Source organism: Streptomyces sp. NPDC001530 (assembly GCF_042894545.1).
Taxonomy (GTDB): domain Bacteria; phylum Actinomycetota; class Actinomycetes; order Streptomycetales; family Streptomycetaceae; genus Streptomyces.
This window is the reverse complement of sequence record NZ_JBIAVS010000016.1, coordinates 225646-243990: the sequence shown is the minus strand read 5'-3', so window position 1 is coordinate 243990 and position 18345 is coordinate 225646. Positions and strand designations below refer to the sequence as shown.

General features: G+C 72.1%; 16 protein-coding genes and 1 pseudogene. 7 read left to right on the top strand and 10 right to left on the bottom strand.

What is annotated here, in order from left to right; all coding sequences use genetic code 11:
* The first annotated feature begins 102 nt into the window (after positions 1 to 102).
* The gene (locus tag ACFY0T_RS31805; RefSeq protein WP_388878132.1) at positions 103 to 906 is read left to right on the top strand and encodes an enoyl-CoA hydratase/isomerase family protein; all 804 of its coding nucleotides are present in this window, start codon (positions 103 to 105) and stop codon (positions 904 to 906) included.
* Between the two features lie 80 nt (positions 907 to 986).
* Here ACFY0T_RS31805 and ACFY0T_RS31800 read toward each other — a convergent pair whose 3' ends face one another.
* Both ACFY0T_RS31800 and ACFY0T_RS31795 read right to left on the bottom strand, forming a co-directional pair.
* Positions 987 to 1535, bottom strand: a complete 549-nt coding sequence (locus ACFY0T_RS31800) for a DNA-3-methyladenine glycosylase I (RefSeq protein ID WP_388878235.1) — start codon at positions 1533 to 1535, stop codon at positions 987 to 989.
* A 29-nt stretch (positions 1536 to 1564) separates the two neighbouring features.
* Positions 1565 to 1915 carry a DivIVA domain-containing protein gene (locus ACFY0T_RS31795; protein ID WP_388878129.1) on the bottom strand — a complete coding sequence of 117 codons (351 nt, stop codon included), beginning with the start codon at positions 1913 to 1915 and terminating at the stop codon, positions 1565 to 1567.
* Between the two features lie 152 nt (positions 1916 to 2067).
* On the opposite strand from ACFY0T_RS31795, the gene folP reads away from it, so the two are divergent.
* Positions 2068 to 2928: a dihydropteroate synthase gene (gene folP, locus ACFY0T_RS31790; RefSeq protein ID WP_388878126.1), complete on the top strand. Its 861-nt coding sequence runs from the start codon at positions 2068 to 2070 to the stop codon at positions 2926 to 2928.
* 170 nt (positions 2929 to 3098) lie between these two features.
* Here folP and ACFY0T_RS31785 read toward each other — a convergent pair whose 3' ends face one another.
* Together ACFY0T_RS31785 and dapE are read right to left on the bottom strand one after the other, a co-directional pair.
* The gene (locus ACFY0T_RS31785) at positions 3099 to 3857 is read right to left on the bottom strand and encodes a TIGR00730 family Rossman fold protein (protein WP_388878123.1); all 759 of its coding nucleotides are present in this window, start codon (positions 3855 to 3857) and stop codon (positions 3099 to 3101) included.
* A 210-nt stretch (positions 3858 to 4067) separates the two neighbouring features.
* A complete protein-coding gene (gene dapE, locus ACFY0T_RS31780) occupies positions 4068 to 5147 on the bottom strand; it encodes a succinyl-diaminopimelate desuccinylase (RefSeq protein WP_388878120.1) in 1080 nt (359 codons plus the stop codon).
* A gap of 119 nt (positions 5148 to 5266) precedes the next feature.
* On the opposite strand from dapE, the gene ACFY0T_RS31775 reads away from it, so the two are divergent.
* Both ACFY0T_RS31775 and ACFY0T_RS31770 read left to right on the top strand, forming a co-directional pair.
* The gene (locus tag ACFY0T_RS31775) at positions 5267 to 6259 is read left to right on the top strand and encodes a heavy metal transporter (protein ID WP_388878117.1); all 993 of its coding nucleotides are present in this window, start codon (positions 5267 to 5269) and stop codon (positions 6257 to 6259) included.
* A 342-nt stretch (positions 6260 to 6601) separates the two neighbouring features.
* Positions 6602 to 7042, top strand: a complete 441-nt coding sequence (locus tag ACFY0T_RS31770) for an ATP-binding protein (protein WP_388878114.1) — start codon at positions 6602 to 6604, stop codon at positions 7040 to 7042.
* 81 nt (positions 7043 to 7123) lie between these two features.
* Here the strand turns inward: ACFY0T_RS31770 and ACFY0T_RS31765 are convergent, their stop codons facing one another.
* Positions 7124 to 8224 (bottom strand): bifunctional succinyldiaminopimelate transaminase/glutamate-prephenate aminotransferase, encoded by a 1101-nt coding sequence (locus ACFY0T_RS31765; RefSeq protein WP_388878111.1) that lies wholly within the window; start codon positions 8222 to 8224, stop codon positions 7124 to 7126.
* 151 nt (positions 8225 to 8375) lie between these two features.
* Positions 8376 to 8696 (bottom strand): ferredoxin, encoded by a 321-nt coding sequence (gene fdxA, locus ACFY0T_RS31760; RefSeq protein WP_018089397.1) that lies wholly within the window; start codon positions 8694 to 8696, stop codon positions 8376 to 8378.
* 141 nt (positions 8697 to 8837) lie between these two features.
* On the opposite strand from fdxA, the pseudogene ACFY0T_RS31755 reads away from it, so the two are divergent.
* A pseudogene (locus ACFY0T_RS31755) lies at positions 8838 to 9821 on the top strand (GNAT family N-acetyltransferase); the annotation flags it as partial.
* A gap of 806 nt (positions 9822 to 10627) precedes the next feature.
* Positions 10628 to 11569, top strand: coding sequence for a tetratricopeptide repeat protein (locus ACFY0T_RS31750; protein WP_388878108.1), 942 nt, complete (start codon positions 10628 to 10630; stop codon positions 11567 to 11569).
* Between the two features lie 455 nt (positions 11570 to 12024).
* On the opposite strand, the gene ACFY0T_RS31745 is transcribed toward ACFY0T_RS31750, so the two are convergent.
* The 4 genes from ACFY0T_RS31745 to ACFY0T_RS31730 all read right to left on the bottom strand — a co-directional run bounded on the left by ACFY0T_RS31745 (position 12025) and on the right by ACFY0T_RS31730 (position 16037).
* The gene (locus tag ACFY0T_RS31745; protein WP_388878105.1) at positions 12025 to 14292 is read right to left on the bottom strand and encodes a hypothetical protein; all 2268 of its coding nucleotides are present in this window, start codon (positions 14290 to 14292) and stop codon (positions 12025 to 12027) included.
* Between the two features lie 160 nt (positions 14293 to 14452).
* Entirely contained in the window at positions 14453 to 14872 is a 420-nt protein-coding gene (locus ACFY0T_RS31740) for a DUF6113 family protein (protein ID WP_388878102.1), read from the bottom strand.
* A complete protein-coding gene (mshB, locus tag ACFY0T_RS31735; protein ID WP_388878099.1) occupies positions 14869 to 15771 on the bottom strand; it encodes an N-acetyl-1-D-myo-inositol-2-amino-2-deoxy-alpha-D-glucopyranoside deacetylase in 903 nt (300 codons plus the stop codon). Before mshB ends, ACFY0T_RS31740 begins: the two co-directional genes overlap by 4 nt.
* 71 nt (positions 15772 to 15842) lie before the next feature.
* A complete protein-coding gene (locus tag ACFY0T_RS31730; RefSeq protein ID WP_388878096.1) occupies positions 15843 to 16037 on the bottom strand; it encodes a hypothetical protein in 195 nt (64 codons plus the stop codon).
* Between the two features lie 187 nt (positions 16038 to 16224).
* On the opposite strand from ACFY0T_RS31730, the gene ACFY0T_RS31725 reads away from it, so the two are divergent.
* Positions 16225 to 18342 carry a prolyl oligopeptidase family serine peptidase gene (locus ACFY0T_RS31725; protein ID WP_388878093.1) on the top strand — a complete coding sequence of 706 codons (2118 nt, stop codon included), beginning with the start codon at positions 16225 to 16227 and terminating at the stop codon, positions 18340 to 18342.
* Positions 18343 to 18345 lie beyond the last annotated feature (3 nt).

Here is an 18345-nt window from a genome sequence, read left to right as displayed (position 1 = left end):
TGTCCGGTCCGGTCCACGGACGGTGATCTCCGCCATGCTGTCCTTCAGACACATGACGTACTGACCAGTACGCCGGAGCCGCGACACCGGAGGGGACCCATCATGGCCGACACCGTGCTCTACGAGGTGAGCGACGGACTCGCGACCATCACGCTGAACCGCCCCGAGGCGATGAACGCGCTGAACATCGAGACCAAGGTCGCCTTCCGGGACGCGGCGCAGGCGGCCGCGGCGGACGGGGACGTGCGGGCGATCCTGCTGACCGCCGCCGGCGACCGCGCGTTCTGTGTCGGACAGGACCTCAAGGAGCACATCGGGCTGCTGGCCGCCGACAAGCAGTCGGGGTCGGGGCAGACGATGAGCACCGTGCGCGAGCACTACAACCCCATCGTGCGGGCGCTGACCGGCGCCGCGAAGCCGGTGGTCGCCGCGGTGAACGGGGTCGCCGCCGGGGCCGGCTTCGGCTTCGCCCTCGCCGCGGACTACCGCATCGTCGCCGATACGGCGGCCTTCAACACGTCCTTCGCGGGGGTCGCGCTGACCGCCGACTCCGGGATCTCCTGGACGCTGCCGCGAGTCGTCGGGCCCGGCCGGGCCGCCGATCTGCTGCTCTTTCCGCGCAGCATCACCGCCCAGGAGGCGTACGAGCTGGGGATCGCGAACCGGCTCGTGCCCGCTGCCGAGCTGCGCACCGAGGCGGAGAAGGTGGCCCGGGGGCTGGCCTCGGGGCCGACTCTGGCGTACGCCGCGCTGAAGGAGTCGCTCGCGTATGGGCTCTCCCATTCTCTGGACGAGACTCTGGAGAAGGAGGACGAGCTTCAGGCGCGGGCGGGGGCTTCGGAGGACCACACGATCGCGGTGGAGGCCTTCGTGAACAAGGAGAAGCCGAAGTATCTGGGGCGGTGACGGTTTGCGGGGAACTGCGGACCGTCTGTGGCTGGTCGCGCCCACGCGGCGGAGCCGCATATGTCACAGCCCCGCGCCCCCTAAGGGGCGCTCCTGCGGGCCGTGCAGTCCGACAGGTGGTCGTTGACGAGGCCGCACGCCTGCATCAAGGCATACGCCGTTGTCGGGCCCACGAAGCGGATGCCGCGCTTCTTCAGGGTCTTGGAGAGGGCCGTCGACTCGTCGGTGACCGCCGGGATGTCGGCCAGGCTCGTCGGGGCCGGGCGGGAGGCGTCGGGGGCGAAGGACCATATGAGCTCGTCCAGCTCGCCCGGGGCCCAGTCGGCCAGCACGCGCGCGTTGGCCACCGTCGCCTCGATCTTGGCGCGGTTGCGGATGATGCCGGGGTCGGCGAGCAGGCGCTCCTTGTCGCCGTCCGTGAAGGTCGCGACCTTGGCGATCTCGAAGCCCGCGAAGGCGGCGCGGAAGCCCGGGCGGCGGCGCAGGATGGTGATCCAGGACAGGCCCGACTGGAAGGCCTCCAGGCAGAGCCGCTCGTACAACGCGTCGTCGCCGTGGACCGGGCGGCCCCACTCCTCGTCGTGGTACGCCACGTAGTCCTCGGTCGACAAGGCCCAGGGACAGCGCATGGCGCCGTCGGGTCCGGCCAGTGCGTCGCTCACCGCTGGTCCTCCTCGGTCTGCTTCCGCAGGGAGGTCGCGGTGCTCGCGCGGGCCCCGGCGAGCGCGGCCTCCAGGTCGGCGATCCGGGCGTCCCGCTCGGCGATCTCGGCGCCGAGACGGCCGAGCGCGTCGTCGACGTCCGCCATGCGGTAGCCCCGTACGGCGACGGGGAAGCGCAGTGACTCCACGTCACCGCGGTGCACCGGACGGTCGTGGGGCAGCGGGTCCGCCAGCCGCTCGGGCACGGCCTCGGGAAGGGGGGCGCTCTCGCCGCCGCCCACCACGGACAGTGTCACCGCGGCGACCACGACGGCGAGCGCGACGACCAGGAACAAGAACATGAACATCGCTGAGGTCCCCACGCTCTGGTGCCGACGCGGGCGCGTCGGCGCGGAAGTACTGATGCTGAAACTGTCAGAGTCCGATCGTGCCATGCGAGTCTGACAGTTAAGGTCGCAGGCGGCTTATCAGCGGGACTTACTGGGAGAGGTCATAGGGGATGCTCAGGCTGGGCAGGCGGGAATTCGACCCGCACGAGCCGGTGATCATGGCGATCGTGAACCGGACCCCGGACTCCTTCTACGACCAAGGAGCCACGTTCCGTGACGAGCCGGCGCTTGACCGCGTGGAGCAGGCGGTGTCGGAGGGTGCCGCCATCATCGACATCGGCGGGGTCAAGGCCGGGCCCGGGGAAGAGGTGACCGCCGAGGAGGAGGCGCGCCGTACGGTCGGTTTCGTCGCCGAGGTGCGTCGGCGCTTCCCCGACGTGATCATCAGCGTCGACACCTGGCGGCACGAGGTCGGAGAGGCGGTCTGCGAGGCCGGGGCGAATCTGCTCAACGACGCGTGGGGCGGGGTCGATCCACGGCTGGCGGAGGTGGCCGCGCGGTACGGGGTGGGGCTGGTGTGCACCCACGCCGGGGGGTCCGAGCCGCGTACGCGTCCGCATCGGATCACGTACGACGATGTCATGGCCGACATCCTGCGGGTGACCGTCGGGCTGGCCGAGCGTGCGGTGGCGCTGGGCGTGCCGCGGGAGTCCGTGCTGATCGACCCCGGGCACGACTTCGGGAAGAACACCCGGCACAGTCTGGAGGCGACGCGGCGGCTGGGGGAGATGGTGGCAACGGGGTGGCCGGTGCTGGTCTCGCTCTCCAACAAGGACTTCGTCGGGGAGACGCTCGACAAGCCGGTCAAGGAGCGGGTGGTGGGCACGTTGGCGACGACCGCCGTGTCCGCCTGGCTGGGGGCTCAGGTCTACCGCGTCCACGAGGTCGCGGAGACCCGCCAGGTCCTGGACATGGTGGCGTCCATCGCGGGCCACCGACCGCCGGCGGTCGCCCGGCGGGGGCTGGCGTAGGGCCCGCGGCGGAGCCGCTCATGGATGGAGTGCGCCCCCGCCGCCCCTACCCTTTCCCGACCTTGGGGGCTCCGCCCCCGAACCCCCGCTCCTCAAACCCCCGCTCCTCAAACGCCGGAGAGGCTGAATCCTTCAGCCCCCGCGGCGGGGGCGAAGAAGCCCCAACCGGACTACCTCCCCGCCTCCTTCGACACCAGTGCCACCGCCTCCTCCACGTCGTCGGTCAGATGGAACAGGAGCAGGTCCTTCTCCGAGGCCTTGCCCTGGGCGATCAGGGTGTTCTTGAGCCAGTCGACGAGGCCGCCCCAGTACGCGGTGCCGAAGAGGACGATGGGGAAGCGGGTGACCTTCTGGGTCTGGACGAGGGTGAGCGCTTCGAAGAGTTCGTCGAGGGTGCCGAGCCCGCCGGGCAGGACCACGAAACCCTGCGCGTACTTGACGAACATCATCTTGCGGACGAAGAAGTAGCGGAAGTTCAGGCCGATGTCGACGTAGGGGTTCAGCCCCTGCTCGAAGGGCAGCTCGATGCCGAGGCCGACGGAGATGCCCTTCGCCTCGCAGGCACCCTTGTTGGCGGCCTCCATGGCGCCGGGGCCACCGCCGGTGATCACGGCGAAGCCGGCCTCGACCAGGCCCCGCCCGAGGGCGACGCCCGCCTCGTACTCCGGCGAGTCCACCGCCGTACGGGCGGATCCGAAGACGCTGATCGCGGGCGGGAGTTCGGCCAGCGTGCCGAAGCCCTCGATGAACTCCGACTGGATGCGCAGGACCCGCCAGGGGTCGGTGTGCACCCAGTCGGAAGGACCGCCCGCGTCCAGGAGGCGCTGATCCGTGGTGCTCGCCTGCACCTGATTGCGCCTGCGCAGCACCGGCCCGAGCCGCTTCTCGTCGGGTGGCACCTTCTTGCCCTCGGGGTTGCCGGTAGCCATGTCCGCTCCCTCCGCATAGGGGCCTCCCCCTGCTCATGGGGTCCCCCGCTCGAGCGAAGCCGAGACTCGGGGAGAAGCCGAGGGCTTGGGGAAGGTTGTTCCACCCCAGCGTAGATCTACGCGGGTTACGGAGGGGGGACGTAAGTATGTCCGCCGGGCACTGCCCAGGTTCGGGCGGATTCAGGCAGGTTCGGGCTTTTTCGGGCGGGTTCAGGCGGTCAGCCAGGCGCGCAGCCGCTCCTCGCCCGCCAGGACCTTCGCCGTCTCCACCCGCTCGTCGCGCTTGTGCGCCAAGTGCGGGTTGCCCGGGCCGTAGTTGACCGCCGGGATGCCGAGCCCGCTGAAGCGGGAGACGTCCGTCCAGCCGTACTTGGGCTGCGGGGTGCCCCCGACCGCCTCGATGAAGGCGGCGGCCGCCGGGTGGGAGAGGCCGGGGAGCGCGCCGCCGCTGTGGTCGTCGACGACGAACTCGTCCACACCGCAGTCGGCGAAGACCTCGCGGACGTGGGCGATCGCCTCCTCCTCGCTGCGGTCGGGCGCATAGCGGAAGTTGACGGTCACGACGCACGCGTCGGGGATGACGTTGCCGGCGACTCCGCCCGAGACGCCCACCGCGTTCAGGCCCTCGCGGTACTCGAGGCCGTCGATGACGGGGTAGCGCGGCTTGTACTCGGCCAGCCTGGTCAGGATCGGGGCCGCCGCGTGGATCGCGTTCGAGCCCATCCAGCTGCGCGCGGAGTGGGCGCGCTCGCCCTTGGTCTTCAGCAGCACCCGCAGCGTGCCCTGGCAGCCGCCCTCGACCTGGCCGTCCGAGGGCTCCAGGAGGACCGCGAAGTCGCCCTCCAGCCACTCGGGGTGGGCCTCGGCCACATGCTTCAGACCGTTCATGTGTGCCGCGACTTCTTCGTTGTCGTAGAAGACGAAGGTGAGGTCGCGGTTGGGGGCGGGGACGGTGGCCGCGATGCGGAGCTGGACGGCGACGCCCGACTTCATGTCGCAGGTGCCGCAGCCCCACAGCACACCGTCCTCGTCGAGGCGGGAGGGGACGTTGTCGGCGATGGGGACGGTGTCGATGTGGCCGGCGAGGATGACGCGCTCGGCGCGGCCCAGGTTCGTCCGCGCCACGACGTTGTTGCCGTACCGGTCGACCGCCAGATGCGGCAGGGCGCGCAGGGCGGCCTCGATGGCGTCCGCGAGCGGCTTCTCGGTGCCGCTCTCCGAGGGGAAGTCGACGAGCTGCGCCGTGAGCTCTGCAGCGTCCAGGGTGAGGTCAAGTGGGGTGTCGGCCATGCCGTCGACCCTAGCGCCCCGGGGTTCCGAGTCCCATGAGCGGCCGGATGCACCGGGGGCTCCCCGGTTGTCCACAGCCCCACGGGCCGCCGACAGAGGCCTCCAGTACCTTGTACGTCGTGCCAGAGCCGTCCCCCACTCCCGTCCGGCGCGGCCGCCTCCTCCGATTCGGGGGGGCCGTCGTGGTCCTGCTCGCGCTCGCGGGCTATCTCACCGTGCAGTACCTCACGGGTGGCACGGGTGCGCCGAGATGCAAGGTCGTCTCGGGCAAGGGAGACGGGGCGTCGTACGAGTTCACGCCCGAGCAGGCGGTGAACGCGGCGACGATCTCGGCGGTCGGCACCTCCCGCGGCATGCCCGAGCGTGCCGTGACCATCGCCCTCGCGACCGCCCTCCAGGAGTCCGGGCTGCGCAACATCCAGCACGGCGACCGTGACTCGCTCGGCCTGTTCCAGCAGCGGCCCTCGCAGGGCTGGGGGACGACGAAGCAGATCATGGACCCGACGTACGCGGCGGGGGTGTTCTACGAACACCTGGCGAAGGTGCCCGGCTATTCGCGCCTTCCCCTCACCGTCGCCGCGCAGCGCGTGCAGCGCAGCGGCTATCCGCAGGCGTACGCGAAGCACGAGCCGGACGCCACGCTGCTCGCCACGGCCCTGACCGGCCGCGCCGCGGCCACGCTGACCTGTGAAGGGCGCCCCGACGCGACCCTGGCCGGCGGCGCGGACTCGGTGCGGGCCGCGCTCGTACGGGACTTCGGGCGCGAGGTGCTGCAGGAGGCGGGAGCCGATGTGGGGGCCGAGGGCGCCTCCGCCTCGCCGACCGTCTCCGCGTCGCCGGCGGCCTCGGCCTCCTCGACGGGCGGGGGGCGGACCGTGACCGTCCCCGTGCGCAAGGAGGCCACTTCGGGGACCGGCGTACGGCAGCGCGGCTGGGAGCTGGCCCACTGGGCCGTGGCCAACTCCTCGGCACTGCACATCGAAAAGGTGTCGTACGCGGGCCGGGAGTGGACCGCCGGCAGCACCGACAGCGAGTGGCGCACGTCCGACGCGAAGGGGAGCTCGGCCGCGCGGACGTCCGCGGCCGAGGTCCGAATCGTCACTGGGCAGTAGTGCGGGTCCTCACCCGTATGGAGGACCCGGTCTCGCGCCGGGTCGACGATGTGCGCAGGTTTTCGCGCGGTCACTCTCGTCTCCGCCGAATCCCCTGAAAACAAAGGGCCGTAAGGATTCGGCAGACTTTCCGACTGGGCACCTTTTGCCCGCTTTTATCCACAGCCGATAATGCGACGCATTGCCAACTCTTTACGTCGGGCCACCGCAACCTTCGTGGGCTTCGAGCGGTAGTCACTGCGTCCGAGCCCGGAACGATCACCTTCGGTCGGTCGGCAACCAGCCGGTCAACTGCCGGGCGCGGTCGGACACTTCCACGTTCTCTCCCGTCTAAGGAGCATCATGTCCCTCCCCCTGACCCGCCGGATCGCCCGTGCCGCGCTGCTCGTCGCAGCGGGAGCGGCAGCCGGGGTCGGTGCGGCCGGCTCCGCCAGCGCGGCCCCCGACCTGCCGGCCACCCCCAACCTCGGCGGGCTGACCGCCCTGGACGGGACAAACCTCGGCAACACCGTCGACGGTGCGACTCAGAACGCCACCGGGCTCGCGGGCAAGACCGGCGGCCACACGGTCAAGAAGGCGGTGTCGGCCGTGGGCAAGACCGGTGGCAAGGTCGCCAAGACGGCGACGCCGGCCGCGCAGAAGGTGGCCGGGGATGCGGCGGGGCAGGCCGGCGGGGTGCTCGGTGACACCGCCAAGACTGCGACCGGGGGTGGCCTGCCGACCGAAGCGGTCACCAAGGGTGGGCTGCCGACGGGCCAGCTGCCGCTGAAGGGTCTCGGCTAGCCGCGGGGCTGTACGGCGAGGGGTCCAGGAAACGTTCGTTTCCTGGACCCCTCGCTTGTGCTCACGCCGCAGCAGTAACCACTACGGCTGCGCCAGGCGTTCCACCGCTGCTGCTACTCGTTCGTCCGTTGCCGTCAGGGCCACGCGTACGAACGTGGCGCCTGCCTGGCCGTAGAAGTCGCCGGGGGCCACCAGGATGCCCAGCTCGGCCAGGTGGGCCACGGTGTCCCAGCAGGACTCGTCGCGGGTGGCCCAGAGGTAGAGGCTGGCCTCGCTGTGTTCGATGCGGAAGCCGTGGTTGAGGAGAGCGTCGCGGAGGGCGGTGCGGCGGGCGGCGTAGCGCTCGCGCTGTTCGCGGACGTGGGTGTCGTCCGACAGGGCGGCAACCACGGCGGCCTGGGTCGGCGCGGACGTCATCATGCCGCCGTGCTTGCGGATCTGGAGGAGGTCGCCGAGGACGGCGGGGTCGCCCGCCAGGAACGCGGCGCGGTAGCCGGCGAGGTTCGAGCGCTTCGAGAGGGAGTGGACCGAGACGATCCCCTCGTACGAGCCGCCGCAGACGTCCGGGTGCAGCACCGAGACCGGGTCGGCCTCCCAGCCCAGCTCGATGTAGCACTCGTCGGAGAAGAGCAGGATGCCGTGCTCGCGGGCCCAGGCGACGATCCGGGTCAGTTCGTCCTTGGACAGCACCTTGCCCGTCGGATTCGACGGGGAGTTCAGCCACAGGAGCCTGAGGCCTGTCGGGTCCAGGTCCGTCGGGTCGTCGTAGACGACGTAGTCCGCCCGGGCCAGGCGCGCGCCGACCTCGTACGTCGGGTACGCAAGGCGGGGGTAAGCGACCTTGTCGCCGGGGCCCAGGCCCAGCTGGGTCGGGAGCCAGGCGACCAGTTCCTTGGAGCCGACGATCGGCAGGACGTGGTGGTGGGTGACGTCCCGGGCGCCGAGCCGTCGCCCCACCCAGCCCGTGATCGCGTCCCGCAGCTCGGGCGTGCCCCACACCGTGGGATAGCCCGGCGAGTCCGCGGCCGCGACCAGAGCTTTCTGGATCAGCTCGGGCACCGGGTCGACCGGGGTGCCGACGGACAGGTCGACGATGCCGCCCGGATGAGCGGCGGCCGTCGCCTTGTAGGGCTCCAGCTTGTCCCAGGGAAAGGTGGGAAGCCGGTCGGAGACTGCGGACACGGGATCGGGCTCACTTTCTCGTACGTACGACCCGTACGTGTGGCCGGCGCGCGTGTGGCCGGCACGGGCTGATACGGCAAACGCCTCGGTCCCGTACGGCGATCAAGGCGATCAGGCCGTACGGGACCGAGGCGGCACGTGTGCGGGCCGCTTACTGGTTCTGCGGCGGTAGCGCTGCGATGAAGGGGTGGTCGCGCTCGATCAGGCCGAGCTTGCTGGCGCCGCCGGGCGAGCCGAGCTCGTCGAAGAACTCGACGTTCGCCTTGTAGTAGTCCTTCCACTCTTCGGGAGTGTCGTCTTCGTAGAAGATCGCCTCGACCGGGCACACCGGCTCACAGGCTCCACAGTCGACGCATTCGTCCGGGTGGATGTACAAGGACCGGGAGCCCTCGTAGATGCAGTCGACCGGGCACTCCTCGATGCACGCCTTGTCCTTGACGTCGACACAAGGCTGCGCGATGACGTAGGTCACGCTGTCGTTCCTCCTCGATAGGGCGCTGGCGGGGCCTCCGTAGGCTCCGCCGCCTGGCGCGCGGGAGCGCGGCGTCGTCGATGCCCGCCCCTAGTATCTCCGTTCTTGGGCATGATCCGAACAGGAGGGGTGAACTGACCTGTGGAAATCTCTGCCTCCGGCCGCCTTGAGGTCCGTATCACCGCTGCTGACGTGGGCAAACGTGTCTCTGTTCGGCGGATGATCAAAGATGCCGCCGAGGGTGAGAAGTTCACCGACACGGTTGGTGTTCTCACATCATGGAACGAAGGTGTGCTGCTGATCACACGACGGACCGGGGAACGTGTCCGGATTGCCGAATCCGCGCTGGTCGCGGGCAAGGTCGTGCCGTCCGCTCCGGCGCGTCGGCGGGGCCCGGCGGCCTCGTACGAGGAGCTGGCGCGGGTCGCCGCGCGGGCGTGGCGGCCGGTGGAGAGCGAGCGGCTCGGCGGGTGGGAGCTGCGGGCGGCCTCCGGGTTCACCCGGCGCGCCAACTCCGTCCTGCCGCTCGGCGACCCCGGCGTGCCGCTGGACGAGGCGCTGACCTATGTACGGGACTGGTACGCCGCCCGTGGTCTGCCCGCGTACATCCAGACCGCGACCGGCGCCGAGGGCACGCAGGAGCTGCTGTGCGCGGAGCTGGAGGCGCGCGGGTGGGTGCGTGAGGTGACGGCCGAGTTGTGGATCGGCTCGCTCGCGCCGGTCGGGGACCGGGAGGCGCCCGGGGTGGTGCTCTCCCGCGAGGCGGACGACGCTTGGCTTGGGCGGTACCAGAGGAAGGGGCTGAGCGACGTGGCCCTGAAGGTGCTGAGCAGCGGGCCTTCGGTGTGGTTCGCGACGGTGCCCGGTGCGGAGGGGGAGGCTCCGGCCGCGATCGGGCGGTGCGTGGTGGACGGCCGCTGGGCCGGTTTCGCGGCCGTCGAGGTCGCCCCCGCCCACCGCCGCCAGGGCCTCGCCACGGCCGTCATGGCCGCCCTGGCCCGCCGCGCCCTGGACGAGGGCGCCTCGGCGGCCTGGCTCCAGGTGGAGGACGACAACGCGGGGGCGCGCGCGATGTACGCCGGGATGGGCTTCGGACCGCATCACGCTTACCACCACTATCGGTGGGTGCCGGACGCTGCGAATGCGGGGTCCGGGGGTGCGGGCGCCGAGGCCGCGGGTGCCGAGTCCGCGGGCGGGGACACCGGGGGCCGGGACGCCGGGGCTGCGCGTCGGGACGCCGAGGTTGCGGAGGCCGAGACCGCGGGCGGGGACACCGAGGGCCGGGACGCCGGGGCTGCGGGTCGGGACGCCGAGGCTGCGGAGTCCCAGACCGCGGACGCCGAGACCACGGGCGGGGACACCGCGGGCCGGGACGCCAGGGCTGCAGGTCGAGACGCCAAGGCTGCGGAGTCCCAGACCGCGGACGCCGAGACCACGGGCGGGGACACCGGGGGCCGGGACGCCAGGGCTGCGCGTCGGGACGCCGAGGCTGCGGAGGCCCAGACCGCGGACGCCGAGACCACGGGCGGGGACACCGAGGGCCGCGGCACCGGGGCTGCGGGCCGGGACGTCGGAAAGGGTGCCGCCGAGCGGCCGGGTGAGGAGGGCCGCTACGGCCGCGAAGCCGGCGGTGGCTCCGGACACAGGGACGACGGGCGCGGCGGTTTCGGGGCCGGCGAGCCGAGCGGGTGCCGGAACGGCGGGACGAGCAGGCACCGACACGGCGGGCCGAGCGACCGCCGCGACGGCGGGGCGAGCGGCCGCCGGGCCGACGAGCCAAGCAGGCACCGGGACGACGAGCCAAGTAGGCACCGGGACGGCGAGCCGAGCGGCCGCCAGGCCGACGAGCCGCGCAGGCGCCGGGGCGGCGGGCCCGGTGGTTTTCGGGTCGGCGACTCGTATCGATCGGTGTGAAGGGGCACGAGGCAGCTATGCGTTCCCCTCAGCCACCGGAACCGGAGCGGGCCGCCGAGGTGCGGCGGCGGTTCGCCGATGAGGCGCGGGCCGAGCGGCCCGATCTGGCGGTGTTGTGCCTCCTGGTGGGGGCCGCGGCGGACGGGGCCCTGGACGAGGCCGGGATGGACGCGGCGCAGATCGAGCTGGACCGGCTGGCGGGGCAGCTGCCGTTCCGGCCCGGTGGGCCGCGGTCCTGGGCGGCCGCGCTCGGGGAACTGCTCGGCGGGCGCTGCGGGTTCCGGGGCTCGCCGGGCGACTACCAGCGGCTGGAGTCCTCGCTGTTGCACGAGGTGCTGCGGCGGCGGCGTGGGCTGCCCATCCTGCTCTCCGTGGTGTGGATGGAGGTCGCGCGGCGGGCCGGTGCGCCGGTGTACGGGGTCGCTCTGCCCGGGCACTTCGTCGTCGGCTTCGGGCCTCCCACCCCTCCCCAAGCTCTCGGCTCCGCTCGAGCAGGGGATACCCCATTCCCGACCGCCGCCCCTCAAGGAGCTTCGCTCGGTGATTTCTTCCAGCAGCAGGTGCTCGCCGATCCCTTCGACGGGGGGCGTGTCCTCACCGGGTCCGATGCGGAGCTGCTCGTCGCGGGGGCGACCGGCGCCCCGCTCGACCCGTCGATGCTCTCCCCCGCCGACCCGCTCGACGTCGTGCTGCGCATCCTGAACAACATCCGTGCGTGGGCCGCCGCCCGGCCCGAGCGCTCGGACGTGTCCCTCTGGTCCGTCGAGCTGTCCCTGCTGCTGCCGTCGCACCCCGCCCGACTGCGCTACGAGCGGGCCCAACTCCTCGTCCAGCGCGGTGACTTCCTTGGCGGTGCCGCCGAACTCGAGGCGTACGCCGATGTGGTGGCCGCCGTGGACGAGCCCGCCGCGGACCGAGTACGCCAACAGGCCCACGCCGCACGGGCGATGCTCAACTGACCTTCTTTCGCCCCCTCCACCCCTGCCCGTCCCGTACCTGGGGGGCTGTCGCCCCCAGACCCCCCGTATCGCGCTCGGCCCGGACGTTCCCGTAGCTCTTGGTCACCGATTCGAACCCGACCACCGAGGTGGTGGCCGCCGCAGTCGTTGTCATGTGATCCATCGTGGCGGCGCGGAGGGTGCCGTCGGCAGTGCGGTGTGTCCTCAGTCCCGGATGACAGATGTCATACGGCGCGGACGCACGCCGGTGCCGCACTCCTCAAACCCAACGCCCGCGCCTGTTCCTCGCCCTCGGGCAAGGGTTTTTCGCCCCCATCCGGCCCACCCGCCCCTTCGACACCCGCTCGCCATGGCTCACTCGGGGCCACGCTGCATCGGATCTTGACGTACGACAAGAGGGCACCCGGCCAGGGAAACCATGGCCGGGTGCCCTCCTCGAAGCGGAAGCGCGTCCGCTAGCTGGGGTTCGTCGAGATGGTCACGTCGCGGTCGGCGGTCGTCTTCCCGAGCAGCGCCTTGTCGAGGGCCGAGGCGACGTCCTGGGGGCTCACGGGCTTCTTGCTGCCGTCGCCCTTGGTGATCGTGATGCCGTCGAAGGCGCCGCCGTACAGGCCCTTCAGCGCGTTGAGGTCGTAGTGCTGGACGAGCTTGCCGTTGACCGCGCGCACGCTCAGGAACTTCCAGATGGAGTTCTGCGGGCTGAACGAGATGGTGTGGGTGGCATCCGTCCGCACCGTGACGTTCGCGGACATCGCCGGCTCGGCGAACTTCGTCATCATCCGGTCGACCTCGGCCTTGGAGACCGTCGGCTGGCGGGTCGTGGTGGCGACCTTCACCGGCGTGGTGGTGTCGGTCTCCACCTGGGCGCGGTACGCGTCCTCAACGGCCTGTGTCGAGGCGGCGACGTCGATGCCCTTGCCCGCCTTGCCGTAGACGGCGACGGCCCTGCCCGGCTCGAACTTGATCGTGCCGTCGCTCACCGAACCGGAGCCGCCCGCGGCGCGCTCCAGGGCGGCCTGCAGCTTCTCCTCGTCGACCGGCATCACGGGCTCGACGACGCGCTCCTGGCCGAACAGCGAGCCGATCACCGAGACGGGGTTGTAGTCGCTGCCCGCGGCGGCGCGGACGGTGGCCTGGCTGTCGAGCTGGAGCCCGGCCTGGTCCGGCTTGAGCGAGACGGTGTCGCCGTCGACCGACAGCTTGAGCGCCTTGTTCGTACGGTCGCCGAAGGCGTCGTCGAGCTTCTTGGCGGCCTCGTCCCGGGTGCCGCCGCCGATGTCGACGCCGAGCACGGTGGTGCCCTTGGGCACGTCCGAGTGGTTCATGAGCAGCCCGGCGCCGTAGGCGCCGCCGGCGATGACGAACACGCCGACGCCCACGAGCTTCAGCTTGCTGCGGCCCTTCTTCTTCGCCGGCTTCGACGAGGCGGGGGGCTGCTGGACCGGCTCGGGCAGCTTCGGCGGGGTGTGCGGCAGCGGGCCGTCGGTGTGCGTGCCCGGCCCGAACGGGGAGTTCTGGGCGGGCGGCACGACGGGGATGCCGCTGGTCAGGGTGTGCCCGGAGACGTTGTCCCCGGGGCCGCCGTAGGCACCGGCGCCCGGCTCGGGCGCGGGCTTCTGCGGCGTGAGGATCGCGGTGTCGTCGCTGAGACCACCGCTGAGACCGCCGCGCGACGTGACGCCCGGAGCGCCGGGAGCGCCGCCGGGACCGCCGGGAGCACCTCCCGGATATCCCGCGCCCGGCCCCGCGGCCAGGCTGCCCGGCGCCGCGCCCGGACCGGCCGGCGGCGCCAGCGGGCCGTCGCCGGTGACCGGACCGCCGGTCGGGCCGGCGGGGCCACCCTGGCCGCCCTGCCCGCCTTCGGAGAAGTACGGGAGGTCGTCGCGGCGCGGCTCGCCGCCGTTGCCGGATCCGACGGACGGGAAGGACCCGGTGCTGCTCAGCGCCGCGGAGACGTCGAAGGAACCGGTGCCGCCGCCGTGGCCGGGGGCCACGGGTCCGGCGCCGGTGGCACCGGGCAGCCCGGCACCGTTCGTAGCGCCGCCACCACCGGGGCGGGGGGCATTCGCGCCACCGTGCCGGGCGCCGCCGGGGGCACCCAGCGGACCGGCACCGTTCGCGGCGCTGGGACGCGCGCCCCCCGGGGCGCCAGGGCGCCCGCCCTGTGCTCCCGTGGAGCCGGCCGCGCCCGCGGGACCCGAACCGCCGGGCAGGCCCGCGCCGTTGGTGGACCCACCTCCCGGCCCGCCCTTGGGCGCACCGGACTTGCGCGGCGCGAACCAGTCGCTGGTCTTCTCCTCGGCCGCGGCGGGTGCTCCGGCGGCGCTGTCCGCGGACGCGGACGTGGCGGCGGACGCGGACGCGGTCGTGGCCGCGGAGGTGGCCGTCGGCGCGGACGTGCCCGCGGCCGAACTGGCGCCCCGCGGCGCCTCCGCGCCGTTGCTCACGCCGTCGGCGGCCTCGGCGGACGCGTCGGTGTCCGCGACGGGTGTGCGGACGACGACGGGCGGGATGGGCCGCGATCCGGGGATGTTGATCCGGATCCGTGTCGTCAGCGTGGTCTCGGTCTTGCGCTCCTCCGGCGGGTTGCCGGTGGCCGAACGGCCCGCGTCAACGCCACTCTCGGAAGCCGCGGGGGTCCCGTACGGCGGCGTCCCCGACGGGTACGCGGCTCCACCGCGCCCGTTGGGCCCGGAGGACGAACTGTCAGTTTCACGACTCAAGGCAGGTTCTCCCGGTTGGCTCCGCCGCCCGTTTACTCGACCTCATCTCGGGCAGCTCGGCGGCGCGCACCACCATACTGGCCGTGTCCGGCGCGCAAACCTCGCCCGCGAAGGAAACCCCCACCGGACCCGCACCTGTTGGATACGGCGAAGTGGTACGTCACTTGCCAAGTCGGGCGCCGGAACCCTTCGGTTGCCGCCCCTGCCCAAGGGTGGCGCACATCACAGCAACAGCCATGCCGCCGAGCAGGAAGAGGTAGGAGACGACTCCCGCGCCGAAGAGGAAGTCGCCTTCCGGGCGGGTGGCGGTGAGCAGGACGACGGCGACCATCCAGCCGGCCGCGGGCGCGACAGCCCCGGCCCGGGAGGCGGTCGCCCGCGCGCCGCCGAGGAAGAGCCCGGCCGCGCCCAGCAGCGCGAGCAGCAACCCTCCCGGGAACCAGGCCGCTTGCACCAGCGCCCCGGCGGCCCCGACCACGCCGCCGAGCACAAAGAGGCCCAGGTAGGCGGCCATCCGCCCGCCCGAGGGCCGTGTCAGCGGCTGGGCGAGCATGTCTCCGCGCTGTCCCGTCGAACTCATCGCACGTCCGCCTCTCGCCGATCGATCCCCTCGAAGAGGTCCGTCTCCCGCGTCGCGCGCCGCTGCCCGCGCACCAACTCGTAGTACTCGGTGGTGAAGAGCGGCTGCGCGAGCTCGTTCGAGAGGACGAACCAGGGCTCGGCCACCTCGATCTGGGTGGCGTGCGCCCGCATCGCGGCGGCCTTGGCGGCGGCGTACGCGGTCCCGTCGATCTCGGTGGTGATCACCGGGTCGTCCACGACACCCGGTACGTCGTCGACGGCGGCGGCGCGGCTGAACGGCAGCTCCGGGAGGGCCTCGCGGAGGCGCGCGAACGCCTCCTCGGCGATCGGGCGCGGCACGCGGTTCCAGTAGATCTTGGCGATCTCCCAGGGCTCGCCGAGGTCCCGGCGGAAGGCGGCCTCCGCGGCCAGCTCGGCGGCGCGCATGGCCACACGATGGGCCTGGATGTGGTCCGGGTGCCCATAACCGCCCTGGGGGTCATAGGTGACGAGCACCTGGGGGCGCACCTCGCGGATCACCTCCACGAGGTGCTCGGCGGCCTGGTCGACGTCGGCGGACCAGAAGGCGCCCGGGCGGTGGTTCTGCTCGACGCCCATCATCCCGGAGTCGCCGAAGCGCCCGGGGCCGCCGAGGAAGCGGTGGTCCGTGACCCCGAGCTCCTTCATGGCGGCGGCCAGCTCACCGATCCGGTGCGGGCCGAGCCCGCCGTCGCGGTCGGGCGCGAGGTGCGCGAGCTCGGATGGGATGACCTCGCCCTCCTCGCCGAGGGTGCAGGTCACCAGCGTCACATGGGCGCCTTCGGCCGCGTATTTGGCCATGGTCGCGCCATTGTTGATCGACTCGTCGTCCGGGTGCGCGTGCACCAGGAGCAGACGCCGGTCGGGCAGTTCCGTCATGGAGCCCACCCTACGAGGCGACGGCGCCGGCCCCGAGCCGGGCGCGGATCAGCACCCGACGGGGGCGCGGATCAGAACTTGATGCTGCCGATCATGCCCGCGATGTTCGTGGTCAGCTCGTTGATCGTGGGAGCGACCGTCGAGGAGGCGAGATAGAAGCCGAGCAGGACACACACGATGGCGTGCGGCGCCTTCAGTCCTGACTTCCTGACCAGGATGACGACGATGATCGCCAGCAGCACCACCGCCGAAATCGAGAGTGCCACGGCGGCTCACCTCCAAAGATCCCTGGGACTTGGGTCCGGTTCGGGGGTCGGACATGGGGGGTCGATAAATCCATACAGCAGCCGGCAGGTTAATACCCACGCAGCGCTAGTGATCATAACTATCCGTACGCGCGCATCGATCGGCGCACGGCCGCACAAGGGGGCGCATGGCCAATATGGTCAGGGCATGACGACCGAGCCTCTCTCGTTCCCGCGCCGGTACGCTCGCACGCAGCGGTTCACCTCCGGCGCGCCGCGTGCGTTCACCGTGTCTCCCGACGGTTCCCGTGTCGTGTTCCTGCGGTCCCGCACCGGTACGGACCGGGCGAACCAGCTGTGGGTTCTCGATGTGCCGGAGGGCGGGGAAAGGGTCGCGGCCGATCCGGTGGCGCTGCTCGGCGGCGCCACGGAGCATCTGCCGCCGGAGGAGCGGGCGCGCCGCGAGCGCAGCCGGGAGGGCGGCGCCGGGGTCGTCGGCTACGCCACCGACACGGCGGTCGAGTTGGCCTCTTTCGCCTTGTCAGGGCGGCTTTTCACGGCGGAGCTGCGGGCCGGCACGGCACGTGAACTCCGCGTCCCCGGGCCGGTGATCGACCCGCGCCCCTCGCCCGACGGACGGCTCGTGGCGTACGTCGCCGGGGGCGCCCTGCGGGTCGTGGGCGCCGAGGGCGAGGACGACCGCGCGCTGACGGAGCCCGAATCCGAGTCGGTTTCCTATGGATTGGCCGAGTTCATCGCGGCCGAGGAGATGGGGCGTTCGCGCGGCTTCTGGTGGTCGCCGGAGAGCGACCGGCTGCTCGTCGCGCGGGTCGACGACACGCCCGTACAGCGCTGGTGGATCTCCGATCCGGCGCAGCCGGAACGCGATCCGCAGCGGGTCGCGTATCCGGTGGCGGGCAGCGCCAACGCGGACGTACGGCTCTTCGTCATCGGGCTCGGAGGGGTGCGCACGGAGGTCGTGTGGGACCGGGCGCGCTACCCGTATCTGGCGCGTGTGCACTGGTCAGCGGGGGGTGCGCCGCTGATTCTGGTGCAGGCGCGGGACCAGCGCAGCCAGCTGTTCCTGGCCGTGGAACCGGACACCGGGGCGACTCGGATGGTGCACGCGGACGAAGATCAACAATGGCTGGATCTTTTCGCTGGAGTGCCGTGCTGGAGCCCCGGCGGACAGCTCGTGCGGATCGCCGACGAGGGCGGCGTCCGGGTGCTCGCGTTCGGTGAACGCCCACTGACGGGACCGCAGTTGCACGTCCGCGCGGTGCTCGACGTGTCGGACGACGACGTGCTGATCTCGGCGTCGGCCGGCGCGGCGGCGGCCGCTCCGGAGACCGGCGAGGTGCATGTGTATCGCGTCAACGAGCTCGGCATGGAGCGCGTCTCGCAGGAGCCCGGCGTGCACTCGGCGGCGCGCGCCGGGGGCGTGACGGTGCTCGTCTCGTCGATGCTCGACCAGCCGGGCGCCCAAGTACAGGTGCTGCGCGAGGGAAAGAGGGCGGCGACCATCCCGTCGTACGCCGAACATCCCGGTTTGTCCCCGCGCGTGACTCTCACACAGGGGGGCGCACGGAAAATCCCATGCGCCGTGCTTATGCCTACTGACTACGACGGTGACACTCCCCTCCCTGTCCTCATGGACCCCTACGGCGGTCCGCACGGCCCGCGGGTGCTCGCCGCGCACAACGCGCACCTCACCTCGCAGTGGTTCGCCGACCAGGGCTTCGCGGTGATCGTCGCCGACGGCCGGGGCACCCCGGGCCGCTCCCCCGCCTGGGAGAAGGCGATCCGCGACGACTTCACGCTCTCGCTCGACGACCAGATCGACGCGCTCCAGGGGCTCGCCGAGACGTTCCCGCTCGACCTGTCCCGGGTGGCGATCCGCGGCTGGTCGTACGGCGGCTGGCTCGCGGCGCTCGCCGTGCTGCGCCGCCCCGACGTCTTCCACGCGGGCATCGCGGGCGCCCCGGTCACGGACTGGCGGCTGTACGACACCCACTACACGGAGCGGTACCTGGGCGATCCGGCGACGAGCCCGGACACGTACGCCAAGAGTTCGCTGATCACCGACGAGGGGCTCTCCGCGCCCGCCGAGCCGCACCGGCCGCTGATGATCGTGCACGGCCTCGCCGACGACAACGTGGTGGTGGCGCACGCCCTGCGGCTCTCCTCTGCGCTGCTGGCCGCGGGCCGCCCGCACGAGGTGCTGCCGCTGTCGGGCGTCACGCACATGACCCCGCAGGAACAGGTCGCCGAGAATCTGCTGCTGCTCCAGGTGGACTTCCTGAAGCGCTCACTGGGGCTCGTCTGACGC

Excerpts from the sequence above, each read along its gene's own strand:
- ACFY0T_RS31805 (WP_388878132.1), top strand. The coding sequence starts at position 103 with ATGGCCGACACCGTGCTCTACGAGGTGAGCGACGGACTCGCGACCATC.
- ACFY0T_RS31800 (WP_388878235.1), bottom strand. The coding sequence starts at position 1,535 with ATGCGCTGTCCCTGGGCCTTGTCGACCGAGGACTACGTGGCGTACCAC.
- ACFY0T_RS31795 (WP_388878129.1), bottom strand. The coding sequence starts at position 1,915 with ATGTTCATGTTCTTGTTCCTGGTCGTCGCGCTCGCCGTCGTGGTCGCC.
- folP (WP_388878126.1), top strand. The coding sequence starts at position 2,068 with ATGCTCAGGCTGGGCAGGCGGGAATTCGACCCGCACGAGCCGGTGATC.
- ACFY0T_RS31785 (WP_388878123.1), bottom strand. The coding sequence starts at position 3,857 with ATGGCTACCGGCAACCCCGAGGGCAAGAAGGTGCCACCCGACGAGAAG.
- dapE (WP_388878120.1), bottom strand. The coding sequence starts at position 5,147 with ATGGCCGACACCCCACTTGACCTCACCCTGGACGCTGCAGAGCTCACG.
- ACFY0T_RS31770 (WP_388878114.1), top strand. The coding sequence starts at position 6,602 with ATGTCCCTCCCCCTGACCCGCCGGATCGCCCGTGCCGCGCTGCTCGTC.
- ACFY0T_RS31750 (WP_388878108.1), top strand. The coding sequence starts at position 10,628 with ATGCGTTCCCCTCAGCCACCGGAACCGGAGCGGGCCGCCGAGGTGCGG.
- ACFY0T_RS31740 (WP_388878102.1), bottom strand. The coding sequence starts at position 14,872 with ATGAGTTCGACGGGACAGCGCGGAGACATGCTCGCCCAGCCGCTGACA.
- mshB (WP_388878099.1), bottom strand. The coding sequence starts at position 15,771 with ATGACGGAACTGCCCGACCGGCGTCTGCTCCTGGTGCACGCGCACCCG.
- ACFY0T_RS31725 (WP_388878093.1), top strand. The coding sequence starts at position 16,225 with ATGACGACCGAGCCTCTCTCGTTCCCGCGCCGGTACGCTCGCACGCAG.